The sequence below is a fragment of the Marivita sp. GX14005 genome (assembly GCF_023370775.1).
Taxonomy (GTDB): domain Bacteria; phylum Pseudomonadota; class Alphaproteobacteria; order Rhodobacterales; family Rhodobacteraceae; genus Marivita.
In genome coordinates this window covers 381,314-394,461 of record NZ_JAMCCQ010000002.1, presented here as the reverse complement: position 1 = coordinate 394,461, position 13,148 = coordinate 381,314, and the positions used below count along the sequence as shown (strand labels likewise).

At 61.7% G+C, this 13,148-nt stretch carries 9 protein-coding genes; 1 reads left to right on the top strand and 8 read right to left on the bottom strand.

Annotated features, from left to right (window positions below):
• Window positions 1–10: 10 nt before the first annotated feature.
• From rpsJ to M3465_RS08065, 6 genes are all read right to left on the bottom strand, one after another.
• Window positions 11–319 carry a 30S ribosomal protein S10 gene (gene rpsJ / locus M3465_RS08090; RefSeq protein ID WP_249501231.1) on the bottom strand — a complete coding sequence of 103 codons (309 nt, stop codon included), beginning with the start codon at window positions 317–319 and terminating at the stop codon, window positions 11–13.
• A 136-nt stretch (window positions 320–455) separates the two neighbouring features.
• A complete protein-coding gene (tuf, locus tag M3465_RS08085) occupies window positions 456–1,631 on the bottom strand; it encodes an elongation factor Tu (protein WP_249501216.1) in 1,176 nt (391 codons plus the stop codon).
• A gap of 84 nt (window positions 1,632–1,715) precedes the next feature.
• Window positions 1,716–3,839 (bottom strand): elongation factor G, encoded by a 2,124-nt coding sequence (fusA, locus tag M3465_RS08080; RefSeq protein ID WP_249501230.1) that lies wholly within the window; start codon window positions 3,837–3,839, stop codon window positions 1,716–1,718.
• A gap of 15 nt (window positions 3,840–3,854) precedes the next feature.
• Window positions 3,855–4,325, bottom strand: coding sequence for a 30S ribosomal protein S7 (gene rpsG, locus M3465_RS08075; protein WP_249501229.1), 471 nt, complete (start codon window positions 4,323–4,325; stop codon window positions 3,855–3,857).
• Window positions 4,326–4,337: 12 nt separating this feature from the next.
• On the bottom strand, window positions 4,338–4,709 hold the full coding sequence (gene rpsL, locus M3465_RS08070) for a 30S ribosomal protein S12 (RefSeq protein ID WP_050931498.1): 372 nt from the start codon (window positions 4,707–4,709) through the stop codon (window positions 4,338–4,340).
• A gap of 369 nt (window positions 4,710–5,078) precedes the next feature.
• The gene (locus M3465_RS08065) at window positions 5,079–5,975 is read right to left on the bottom strand and encodes a DMT family transporter (RefSeq protein WP_249501228.1); all 897 of its coding nucleotides are present in this window, start codon (window positions 5,973–5,975) and stop codon (window positions 5,079–5,081) included.
• 146 nt (window positions 5,976–6,121) lie between these two features.
• Between M3465_RS08065 and M3465_RS08060 the strand changes: the two genes are divergently transcribed.
• Window positions 6,122–7,498, top strand: a complete 1,377-nt coding sequence (locus M3465_RS08060; RefSeq protein WP_249501227.1) for an MATE family efflux transporter — start codon at window positions 6,122–6,124, stop codon at window positions 7,496–7,498.
• Between the two features lie 38 nt (window positions 7,499–7,536).
• Here M3465_RS08060 and M3465_RS08055 read toward each other — a convergent pair whose 3' ends face one another.
• Complete coding sequence (locus M3465_RS08055) at window positions 7,537–8,748, bottom strand: PQQ-dependent sugar dehydrogenase (RefSeq protein ID WP_249501226.1); 1,212 nt, start codon at window positions 8,746–8,748, stop codon at window positions 7,537–7,539.
• A 138-nt stretch (window positions 8,749–8,886) separates the two neighbouring features.
• Window positions 8,887–13,134, bottom strand: a complete 4,248-nt coding sequence (gene rpoC / locus M3465_RS08050; RefSeq protein ID WP_249501225.1) for a DNA-directed RNA polymerase subunit beta' — start codon at window positions 13,132–13,134, stop codon at window positions 8,887–8,889.
• Window positions 13,135–13,148 lie beyond the last annotated feature (14 nt).

Sequence of the window (13,148 nt, the reverse complement as noted above, 5' to 3'; positions counted from 1 at the left end):
CGATACCCCCTTATACCTTGATCTCGACATCCACGCCGGCGGCGAGGTCGAGTTTCATCAGGGCGTCCACGGTCTGCGGCGTCGGGTCGACGATGTCGAGCAGACGCTTGTGGGTGCGAATTTCCCACTGGTCGCGCGACTTCTTGTTGACATGCGGGCTGCGCAGGACGGTGAACTTCTCGATCTTGTTCGGCAGCGGAATCGGTCCGCGCACTTGTGCGCCGGTCCGCTTGGCGGTGTTGACGATTTCCTGTGTCGACGCGTCGAGCACACGATAATCGAACGCCTTGAGCCGAATGCGAATATTTTGACTTTGCATTGGTCTTGCCTTCATTGGCGTTGCGGTTGAGAGGAGGGCGCAGGACCACCCCGCACCTTCATCGAACCGGAAGGGCGGCACTGGGCCGCCCCTGATTTCGTTGGGCCGGACGCATGCGCCCGGCCCGGCATTGCGATTACTCGACGATCTTCGACACGACGCCGGAGCCGACGGTGCGGCCGCCTTCGCGGATGGCGAAGCGCAGGCCCTCTTCCATCGCGATCGGTGCGATCAGCTCGACCTCGAACTTCAGGTTGTCGCCCGGCATCACCATCTCGGTGCCCGAGGGCAGCGTCACGGTGCCGGTCACATCCGTCGTGCGGAAGTAGAACTGCGGACGGTAGTTCGCGAAGAACGGCGTGTGGCGGCCGCCCTCTTCCTTGGTCAGGATGTAGACCTCGGCCTCGAACTTGGTGTGCGGCGTCACCGAACCCGGCTTGCACAGAACCTGCCCGCGCTCGACACCGTCACGGTCCACGCCGCGCAGCAGCGCGCCGATATTGTCGCCCGCCTCGCCGCGATCGAGCAGCTTGCGGAACATCTCGACGCCGGTGCAGGTCGTCTTCTTGGTGTCGCGGATGCCGACGATCTCGATCTCGTCGCCGACGTTGATCACGCCCCGCTCGACACGGCCCGTCACCACGGTGCCGCGGCCGGAGATCGAGAACACATCCTCGATCGGCATCAGGAACGGCTGATCCACAGCGCGCTCGGGCTGCGGGATGTATTCGTCGACCGCCGCCATCAGCTCCTTGATCTTCTCCTCGCCGATTTCCGGATCACGGCCTTCCATCGCCGCCAGCGCGGAGCCCGCGATGATCGGAATGTCGTCGCCCGGGAAATCATACTCGGACAGAAGCTCGCGCACCTCCATCTCGACCAGCTCGAGAAGCTCGGGATCGTCCACCTGGTCGACCTTGTTGAGGAACACGACCATCGCCGGAATGCCCACCTGGCGGCCCAGCAGGATGTGCTCGCGCGTCTGCGGCATCGGGCCGTCGGCGGCGTTCACCACCAGGATCGCGCCGTCCATCTGCGCTGCGCCGGTGATCATGTTCTTGACGTAGTCGGCGTGGCCGGGGCAGTCGACATGCGCATAGTGGCGCGCGTCGGTCTCGTATTCCACATGCGCGGTCGAGATCGTGATCCCGCGCGCCTTCTCTTCCGGCGCGCCGTCGATCTGGTCATAGGCACGGAAATCGCCGAAATACTTCGTGATCGCCGCCGTCAGCGTCGTCTTGCCGTGGTCAACGTGACCGATCGTGCCAATGTTGCAGTGCGGCTTGCCGCGCTCAAACTTTTCCTTGCCCATTGCAAAGCTCCTTTTTCTTTCGGGTGCCGGATTCAGACCCGGCCTACGGTGAGTGGGTAGGCCGGGCGATTGCCCGGCATCCCGTTAAGCGTATTTCGACTGGATCTCGTCAGAGATGTTCTGCGGAACCGGATCGTAGTGATCGAACTGCATCGTGAACTGCGCGCGGCCCGAGGACATGGAGCGCAGGTTGTTGATGTAGCCGAACATATTGGCGAGCGGAACCATCGCGTTGATCGCCACGGCATTGCCGCGCGGTTCCTGGCCCGTGACCTGGCCGCGACGGCTGGTCAGATCGCCGATGATGCTGCCGGTATAATCCTCGGGCGTGATCACCTCGACCTTCATGATCGGCTCCAGAAGCTTGGCACCGGCCTTCTTCATGCCTTCGCGCATGCCCATGCGGGCCGCGATTTCGAAGGCCAGAACGCTGGAGTCCACGTCGTGGAACTTGCCGTCGACCAGTGCCACCTTGAAGTCGATCACCGGGAAGCCCGCCAGCGGACCGGAATCCATGACCGACTTGATGCCCTTCTCGACGCCGGGGATGTATTCCTTCGGAACCGCACCGCCAACGATACGGGATTCGAAGGAATAGCCTTCGCCTGGTTCGGTCGGCGAGATAATCAGCTTGACCTCGGCGAACTGACCCGAACCACCCGACTGCTTCTTGTGGGTGTAGGTGTGCTCGACCTCGTGACCGATCGTCTCGCGGTAAGCCACCTGCGGCGCGCCGATATTGGCTTCGACCTTGAACTCGCGCTTCAGACGATCGACGAGGATGTCGAGATGCAATTCGCCCATGCCCTTCATGATCGTCTGGCCCGATTCCAGATCGGTTTCGACGCGGAAGGACGGATCTTCGGCAGCAAGACGCTGCAGACCCTGGGACATTTTCTCCTGGTCGGCCTTCGTCTTGGGCTCGACGGCAATCTCGATCACCGGATCGGGGAAGGTCATCGTTTCCAGAACCACCGGCTTGTCGGCGGCGCACAGCGTGTCGCCCGTGGTGGTGTCCTTCAGACCGGCCAGCGCGATGATGTCGCCGGCGAAGGCCTCGTCGATTTCCTCACGCTCGATCGCGTGCATGATCATCATCCGGCCAATGCGCTCTTTCTTGCCCTTGGTCGAATTGAGGATGCTGTCGCCCTTGTTGATCTTGCCCGAATAGATACGGGTGAAGGTCAGCGAGCCGACGAACGGGTCGTTCATGATCTTGAACGCCAGCGCCGAGAACGGCGTGTCGTCGGATGCCTCGCGCGGGATGTTGCGCTCTTCGCTCTCATCGTCGGGCGAGAAGCCCATGAGCGTCGGCACGTCCTGCGGACCGGGAAGGAAATCGACCACGGCGTTGAGAAGCGGCTGAACGCCTTTGTTCTTGAACGCGGAGCCGGCCAGCATCGGGAAGAACGACAGCGACAGCGTGCCCTTGCGGATCAGCTTGCGCAGCGTCGCCTCGTCCGGCTCTTCGCCTTCGAGATAGGCTTCCATCGCATCATCGTCCTGCTCCACGGCAAGCTCGATCATGTTGTCGCGCCATTTCTGGGCCAGTTCCTGCAGATCGTCGCGGATCGGGCGGCGTTCCCAGGATGCACCCAGATCCTCGCCGATCCAGACCCACTCTTCCATCTTGATCAGATCGACGATGCCTTCGAGCGTGTCTTCCGCACCGATGGGCAGCGCGATCGGCAGCGGCGTGCCGCCGGTGCGATCCTTGACCATCTCGACGCAGTTGAAGAAATCAGCACCGATCTTGTCCATCTTGTTGACGAAGACCAGACGCGGCACCTTGTAGCGGTCGGCTTGGCGCCAGACGGTTTCGGTCTGCGGCTCCACGCCGGCGTTACCGTCGAGCAACGCGACAGCGCCGTCGAGGACGGCCAGCGACCGTTCGACTTCGATGGTGAAATCGACGTGGCCGGGGGTGTCGATGATGTTGAAGCGCGTCTTGGTTTCCGATGTGCCTTCCGGCGTCGGATCTTCCTGGCGCTGCCAGAACGTCGTCGTCGCGGCGGAGGTGATGGTGATCCCGCGCTCGGCTTCCTGCTCCATCCAGTCCATCGTGGACGCACCCTCGTGGGTTTCGCCCATCTTGTGGTTCTTGCCGGTGTAGAACAGGATCCGCTCGGTCATCGTCGTCTTGCCGGCGTCGATATGCGCCATGATCCCGAAATTCCGGTAGCGCTCTAGGGGGTAGTCACGTGCCATGTGAGTTGGCTCCTGTTACCAGCGATAGTGGCTGAACGCTTTGTTCGCGTCGGCCATCTTGTGAGTGTCTTCGCGCTTCTTCACCGCGGAACCGCGCGAGTTCACGGCATCCAGCAGCTCGGCGGCCAGGCGCTCTTCCATCGTGTTTTCGTTGCGCGCGCGGCTCGCGTTGATGAGCCAGCGGATCGCCAGGGCCTCGCGGCGCTCGGGACGCACTTCGACGGGCACCTGGTAGGTTGCACCACCAACCCGGCGGGAGCGCACCTCGACCGACGGCTTGATGTTGTCCAGCGCCTCGTGGAAGATTTCCACCGGCGCACGCTTGACCTTGCTCTCGACCCGGTCGAGCGCGTGGTAGACGATGCTTTCCGCGACCGACTTCTTGCCGTCGATCATCAGGTTGTTCATGAATTTGGTCAGCACCCGGTCGCCATACTTGGCATCGGGCAGCACTTCGCGTTTTTCTGCGGCGTGACGACGAGACATCTGTAATTCCTCTTACTTCGGACGCTTCGCGCCATATTTCGAACGGCGCTGTTTCCGGTCCTTGACGCCCTGGGTATCCAGAACACCGCGCAGGATGTGATAGCGCACACCGGGAAGGTCTTTCACACGGCCGCCACGGATCAGGACGACGGAGTGCTCCTGAAGGTTGTGGCTCTCGCCCGGAATGTAGCTGATGACCTCGTAGCCATTGGTCAGCCGCACCTTGGCCACCTTCCGCATCGCCGAGTTCGGCTTTTTCGGAGTGGTGGTATAGACACGCGTGCAGACGCCGCGCTTCTGAGGGCACTGCTCGAGATGCATCGATTTCGAGCGTTTGATTTTCGGCTGCCGCGGCTTGCGGATCAGCTGTTGGATCGTTGGCATTCCGGTTCTTTCCCCGTGTAGCTCACATATGTGGTGCACGAGGCTATCCCCGTGCGGGTTGTTCATTGAGCGCCGCGCGTCCGCGATACTCTCTCAAGGCACGTCGCCCTTGCGGAACGACGCAAAAGACCGCATCCGCTCCCCTTGCGGAAGCGATGCGGTGGATTTCCAGAGGATCGGGGCATGACGCCCGGATCTTGACCGCTCCAGTCCTGTAAATCGGCACAAAAGGTATCAACCCCGCCGAATTAAGCGGGCGTATATGGAGAGTCGTCGGCCTTGTCAACAGCACCCGAACGCCTGTATGCCCGCGCGCGCCGCGTCAGCTTCGCCCGAAACAAAAGGCAGGTCGAAACCGGCGCTTCGCGCTCACGGCTGACGCGGTAGCGCGGGCTTTCGCACCTTCCGCCGAAACCGCGCCTCGCGCAGCAGGCTGAACACGCCCGTCGCCACGATGATCGCGGCCCCGATCAGGGTCAGCGGCTCGGGCCATTCACCGAACAGGACAAATCCCAGGATCAAGGCCCAGATCAGCCCCGTATAACGGAACGGCGCAACGAAGCTGACCTGACCGACCCGCATCACCGCAACGCCGGCAAGGTATGCGAATATGATGAAGATCGACGCCGTCATCACCAGAAATGTCAGCCGCGGCGTCAGCGCCACCCAGTCCTGCCCGACCGACCAGACCCCAGCGAAAAGCGTCACGATCACCGATGAGACGAATGTGACCGTCAGCGAGGACGCCGCCGACGACATCCGCCGCGTCACCAGATCGCGCACCGTCACGGCCGCGACGGCGCAAAGCACGTAGACCGACGAGCCGGAGAAACCTTCGGTGCCGGGCCGCACGATCAGCAACATGCCGAAGAACCCGATCACGATCGCCGTCCAGCGCCGCCAACCCACGGCTTCACGAAACACCACCGCCCCGCCGAGCGTCACCGTAAGCGGCAACATCTGCATGAGCGCCGTCGCATTGGCGATCGGCATCGACAAGAGCGCCGTCAGAAAGAAGAACGCCGCCAGCGCCTCGGCCAATCCGCGTACGGCCATCAGCAGCCAGTCCGATTTCGGCAGATCGAGCCGCAGCGCGTTTAAATACCGCGCCATCACCAGAAGCGCCGAAGAGGCGAAAATCCCGCGAATGACCAATAGCTGCGAGAGCGGCATCGCGCCACCCGTCGCCTTGATCGCCACATCGCCGCATGTCAGCGCCGCCATTGCGGCACACATCAGAAGCGCACCGCGCAGATTGTCGGACATTTGCACCATGGCCGAGGCTTAGCAGCACGGCCAAGGCGGCTCCACGTCAAAAGCGACAGGTTGAAAAATTTGGAATTTCTTGCAATCGGCGTATGTCCTCGAAGGCGTGCGGCAGGCGCGCAGAGCAAAACAATGAAGGAAATCCCTTGGCCGCTGCCCAAACCGACGACCTGACCACCGGGTCGCTTCTGACGCATTACCGCAATCTTGCCATTCCGTCGGCGTTCGGAATGCTGTTCGCGACGCTCTACAATGTCGTCGACGTCTATTTCGCCGGTCGCCTCTCGACCGAGGCGCAGGCCGGGCTGGCGATCGGCTATCAGGCGTTCTTCATCATGATGGCGGTCGGTTTCGGCCTCGGCTCCGCCCTCAGCGCATTGGTGAGCAACGCCAAGGGCGAACGCAATCCCGGCGCGGCGCGAAGCCTTGCGGCGCAGGGGCTGACATTCGGCGCAATCGCAACCGCATTGCTCATGCTGCTCGGATCGTGGGGCGGCCCGCACCTGATCCGGCTGATCTCGGAACCGGGCGGCTATCGCGACGCGGCGCTGGGATATTTCGGCTGGCTGATCTTCGCCCTGCCCGGTTTCCTGATGGCCTACGGGGCCAACGGGATCCTGCAGGCGCATGGCGATACCCACTCGATGCAGCGCGCGCTGATGGCAGCGTTCGTTGCGAATGTCGTGCTCAATCCGCTGCTGATCTGGGGTATCCCCGGCCTTTGGGGCGGGATGGGCTTCGACGGCATCGCCGCTTCGACAATTCTGAGCCAGACCGGCGTGATGCTTTTCATCCTGACGCGCATCTTCCGCCTGCCGCTGATGGACCGTGTCCACCGCGCCGAGTTCGTTCCCGATCCGTCTTGTTTCAAAGCCATAGTCGAACAGATGGCTCCGGCCAGCACCGCCATGATCGTGATGTTCGTGTCGGGCTTTGTCGTGCAATTCGCGCTCAAGGAATTCGGCGAGGAAGCGATTGCAGGCTATGGCGTTGCGCTCCGGATCGAGCAGATCCTGCTTCTGCCGGTGCTGGGGATGACCGGCGCTCTGCTTCCGATCACCGGGCAAAACTTCGGCGCGCGGCAGTTCGACCGGGTGCGCGAGGCGTTGTTTTTGTGTTGGAAGCTCGGTTTTGCCATCGCCGCCGTCGCCATGCCGCTGCTGTGGTTCGCCGGGGCATGGGCCATGCGCCCGTTCACATCGGACGCGGAGGTAATCGAGATCGGTGCAAGCTACCTTCTGGTGGATGGCTTTCTTTTCCCCGTTTACATGATGCTGTTTTCAGTCAACTCCTATCTTCAGGGATTGAAGCGCCCGATCTACACGCTTTGGATCAGCATCTATCGTCAGGGTTTCGGCGTCGCCTTTTTCATCTGGTTTTACGTCTTTGTCCTGGGGTCGGGGATATGGGGCGTCTGGCTCGGCATCGCGACTGCCGTATCCAGCGGCTGGGTCGTTGCGCTGCTTGTGGCATTCCGCATCTCGCGCCGCGAGATGAACGGGCTGCGCCCCGCTCCCGCCTGACGGTTGGGGCGCAGGCGAAGGCCCGCGCCCCTGTTCTGTTACTGGCCCTCGCGGGTGACATGCACCAGCTTGCCGTCATCGTAATCGGTGGCGAGGATCAGGCTGCCATCGTCCAGTTCCTCGATATCGCGAACCCGGCCGTATTGCGTGAAAAGCCGTTCCTCGGCAGACACGCGATCCCCGTCCCATTCGAGCCGAACGATCCCGTCGGCGACAAGCCCGGCGATCAGGCTGTCGCCTTGCCATTCCGGCACCATATCGCCCTCGACGAAAATCATGTCGCCGGGCGCGATCACCGGATCCCAGTAATAGGCGGGCTGTTCCATGCCGTCGGCGCGGGCATCGCCGCTGCCGATGGGCCCGCCATCATAGCGCACACCATAGGACACGACCGGCCAGCCGTAATTCGCGCCCGGCAGCGGGATGTTGATCTCATCCCCACCGGCAGGGCCATGTTCGACGATGTAAAGCTGATCGCCGCGCATCGCCGCGCCCTGGATATTGCGATGACCGTAGGACCAAATGCTGTCGATGGCGCTCTCTTCGCCGACAAAGGGATTGTCCTCGGGGATCGATCCATCGAGCTTCACCCGCACGACCTTGCCATAGGTCGTTCCCAGATCCTGCGCCTTCTCGCGTTCGGTGTCGGTGAAATGCTCGCCGGTGGTGATAAAGGCGTGTCCCTGACCGTCGAACACGATCCGGCTGCCGTAATGCATGGCTGCGGGGGATGGTGGCGTCTGTTCGAATATTTCCTGCACATCGGTCAGCGCGGTCATGTCGTCGGACAACTTCCCGCGCGCGGCGGCGGTGACGGACATGCCGTCCCCTTTGCCCTTGGCATAGGTGAAATAGACCCACCGTTCGCTTTCGAAGTCCGGCCCGATCTTCACGTCGAGCAATCCGGCCTGCGTGCTGTCGCCGGCGGATTGATTGAAAATCTCCGGCAGCCCGGAAATCGGTTCCGAGACCTCGCCGTCCAGCGTGACATGAACCAGCCGGCCCGGCCGTTCCGTGACCAGAAGCCCCTGCCCGTTCGGCAATTGCTCGACCGCCCAAGGGTGTTCGAGCCCGGTCACGAGATCATCGAACGCAAAGGATGCGTCGGTCTGCACCAGTTCGGCCCGCGTCTGATTGTCGAAGGCCGGCTCGAAATCGGCTTTCTTGTCACCCCACTGATGCATTTCCTGCGCTGTTGCGGGAATGGATAGCATCGCCATGGCAGTTGTCGTCAGAATGAAACGTCTCATGTGAAATCTCCCTTTGCATTGCTTGGAAAGCAACGTGCCTGGGCTCATACGCGTTCCGGCTCATGACGCGGGCGTGAACGGAGAACGAAAAACCCCCGCCGGATGGCGGGGGTTCGAAATTTTTATGGAAACGACGGTTTATTCGCGGCTTTCGGGCGTATCGACAATGATATTGTCGAACTCGTCCCCGCCGACGACATCGCCGGAAGCATCCGGCGCAGCCAGTGCGGCGGCGGCTTCGGCTTCCTCGCGGCGGGCCTCGATCACGACATTGTCGCGCTCCTGCGCCACGCGGCGCATCTTCTGCGTCGCGCCGCCGGTGCCTGCCGGGATCAAGCGGCCCACGATGACGTTCTCCTTCAGGCCGACCAGCTTGTCCTTCTTGCCCTGCACAGACGCTTCGGTCAGCACGCGGGTGGTTTCCTGGAAGGACGCTGCCGAGATGAAGCTGCGGGTCTGCAGCGACGCCTTGGTGATGCCCAGAAGGATCGGTTCACCCTGCGCCGGACGGCCGTTCTTCTTCTCCGCTTTTTCGTTGGCAAGATCGAATTCGGCCTTGTCCACATGCTCGCCCTTGAGAAGCGTGGTATCCCCACTGTCGAGAATCTCCCACTTCTGCAGCATCTGGCGCACGATCACCTCGACATGCTTGTCGTTGATCTTCACGCCTTGCAGGCGATAGACGTCCTGAACCTCGTCGATCATGTAGTTCGCCAGCGCCTCGACACCCATGATGGACAGGATGTCATGCGGCGCAGGGTTGCCGTCCATTATGTAATCGCCCTTCTGGATGAAATCGCCTTCGGCCACCGGAATATGCTTGCCCTTAGGCACCATGTATTCCACCGGCTCCAGCCCCTCTTCCGCTGGGTTGATCGAGATGCGACGCTTGTTCTTGTAGTCCTTGCCGAAATGCACATAACCGTCGATTTCCGCGATGATGGCGTGATCCTTCGGACGCCGTGCCTCGAAAAGCTCGGCCACGCGCGGCAGACCGCCGGTGATGTCCTTGGTCTTGGCACCCTCACGCGGGATACGCGCCACGACGTCACCGGCCTTGACCTCCTGGCCGTCCTCGACCGACAGGATCGCATCGACGGACATCGGATAGGTGATCGGGTTGCCCGCGTCGTTGCGCAGCGGTTCGCCGTCCTTGTCCATCAGGATGATCTCCGGCTTGAGCTCGTTGCCCTTCGGCGCGGCTCGCCAGTCGATCACGATCTTCTGGGTCATGCCTGTCGCATCGTCGGTTTCGTCGCGCACGGCCACGCCAGCGGTCAGATCCACATGTTTGGCGACGCCATCCTTCTCGGCGATGATCGGAAGCGTGTAGGGATCCCACTCGAACAGCTTGTCGCCGCGCGACACGGTATCGCCTTCCTTCACGAACAGCTTGGTGCCGTAGCCCAGCTTATGGCTGGAGCGTTCCTCGCCATGCTCGTCCATGATCCGCAGCTTCATGTTGCGGCCCATCACGAGCGTTTCGCCCGAGGAGTTTTCGAGCGTAGATTCGTTTTCGAACGCGATCTTGCCCTCTTGGCTGGCTTCCTGGAAGGACTGCTGACCACCCTGCGCGACGCCGCCGATGTGGAAGGTCCGCATCGTCAGCTGTGTGCCCGGCTCACCGATGGATTGCGCTGCGATAATGCCAACGGCCTCGCCCGTGTTCACCATCGTGCCGCGCGCCAGATCACGGCCATAGCACATGGCGCAGACGCCTTCTTCGGCCTCGCAGGTCAGCGGCGAGCGGATGCGCATGGATTGCACGCCCGCCTCCTCGATCGCGTCCGACATACGCTCGTCGATCAGTTGACCGGCGCGTGCAAGCACCTCGTCTCCGCCCGGCTTGACCACATCATCCGCCGCAACGCGGCCGAGGATACGCTCCGCCAGCGAGGCGACGACCTCGCCATCGTTCACCGCGGCCTGCGCCGTGATGGCACGTTCGGTGCCGCAATCATGCATCCGAACGATGCAATCCTGTGCCACGTCGACCAGACGCCGTGTCAGGTAACCCGAGTTCGCCGTTTTCAGAGCGGTGTCGGACAGACCTTTCCGCGCGCCGTGCGTCGAGTTGAAGTATTCAAGGACGGTCAGACCTTCCTTGAAGTTCGAGATGATCGGCGTTTCGATGATGTCGCCGTTCGGCTTCGCCATCAGGCCGCGCATCCCGCCCAGCTGCTTCATCTGCGTGACGGAGCCACGGGCCCCGGAATGGGCCATCATGTAAACCGAGTTCGGCTCCATCTCCGCGCCCGCCTCGTCGGTCTTGGCCGCCGAGATGGTGGACATCATCGCCTCGGTGACCTTGTCGTTACATTTCGACCACGCATCGACGACCTTGTTGTATTTCTCACCCTGGGTGATCAGGCCATCCATGTATTGCTGTTCGAAATCCTTCACCTGCTCGCGGGTTTCCTCCACGATCGGCCACTTGGACTCTGGAATCACCATGTCGTCCTTGCCGAAGGAAATGCCCGCGCGGAACGCTTCCTTGAAGCCCATGGACATGATCTGGTCGCAGAAGATGACGCTCTCTTTCTGACCGCAATAACGATAGACGGTGTCGATCACCCGCTGCACGTCCTTCTTGCGCAGCAGCGTGTTGATCAGATCGAACGGCGCCTTGGCGTTCATCGGAAGCAGCGCGCCGAGCCGTACGCGACCGGGGGTCGTTTCGTACAGTTTGGTGATCTCGTTGCCCTCCTCATCGATCTGCCTCACGCGGCATTCGATCTTGGTGTGCAGATGCACGAGCCCGGCATTCAGCGCATGTTCGACCTCTTCGATGGAGGCGAATTTCATGCCCTCGCCCTTCATGCCTTCGCGCATGATCGAGGTGTAATAGAGACCAAGGATCATGTCCTGCGACGGCACGATGATCGGCGCGCCGTTGGCGGGCGACAGAACGTTGTTCGTCGACATCATCAAGACACGTGCTTCGAGCTGCGCCTCAAGGCTCAGCGGAACGTGAACGGCCATCTGGTCGCCGTCGAAATCGGCGTTGAAGGCCGAACAGACCAGCGGATGAAGTTGGATCGCCTTGCCTTCGATCAGAACCGGCTCGAACGCCTGGATGCCAAGGCGGTGCAGCGTTGGCGCGCGGTTCAGAAGAACCGGGTGCTCGCGGATCACCTCGTCGAGGATATCCCAAACCTCGGGACGCTCTTTCTCGACCAGCTTTTTCGCCTGCTTCACAGTCGAAGACAGACCTTTGGCCTCAAGCCGCGAATAGATGAACGGCTTGAACAGCTCGAGCGCCATCTTCTTCGGCAGCCCGCACTGGTGCAGCTTGAGCTCCGGCCCGGTCACGATGACCGATCGGCCCGAAAAGTCGACACGCTTGCCCAGAAGGTTCTGACGGAAGCGGCCCTGCTTGCCCTTGAGCATGTCGGACAGCGACTTGAGCGGACGCTTGTTGGCGCCCGTGATGACGCGGCCGCGACGGCCGTTGTCGAACAGCGCGTCAACGGATTCCTGGAGCATCCGCTTTTCGTTGCGCACGATGATGTCGGGCGCGCGCAGCTCGATCAGCCGCTTGAGGCGGTTGTTGCGGTTGATGACCCGGCGATAGAGGTCATTCAGATCGGACGTGGCGAACCGGCCGCCATCGAGCGGCACCAGCGGGCGCAGTTCGGGCGGAATGACCGGAATGACCGTCATCACCATCCATTCAGGGCGGTTGCCGGATTCCAGGAAGGATTCCACCACCTTAAGGCGCTTGATGATCTTCTTCGGCTTCAGTTCGCCCGTCGCTTCCTTGAGATCCGCGCGCAGTTGCTCCGCCTCGGATTCAAGGTCGATATTGGCCAGCATCTCGCGGATCGCCTCAGCACCGATATTGGCGGTGAACGCGTCCATGCCATAGACGTCTTGCGCGTCCATGTATTCTTCCTCGGTCATCAACTGACCGTAGGTGAGATCGGTCAGACCGGGTTCGATCACCACGTAATTCTCGAAATAGAGGATCCGCTCCAGGTCGCGCAGCGTCATGTCCAGCATCAGGCCGATGCGCGACGGCAGCGATTTGAGGAACCAGATATGGGCGCAGGGCGCGGCCAGTTCGATATGGCCCATCCGCTCGCGGCGCACCTTTTGCAGCGTCACCTCGACGCCGCATTTCTCGCAGACGACGCCGCGATACTTCATGCGCTTGTATTTGCCGCAAAGGCATTCGTAATCCTTGATCGGGCCGAAGATACGCGCGCAGAACAGGCCGTCACGCTCGGGCTTGAACGTGCGGTAGTTGATGGTTTCGGGCTTCTTGATCTCCCCGAAGGACCACGACAGGATCCGCTCCGGGCTGGCCAGAGAGACCTTGATTTCGTCGAACACCTTTTGCGGCGCGACGGGGTTGAACGGGTTGTTCGTCAATTCCTGGTTCATGAGTATTCCTCAAA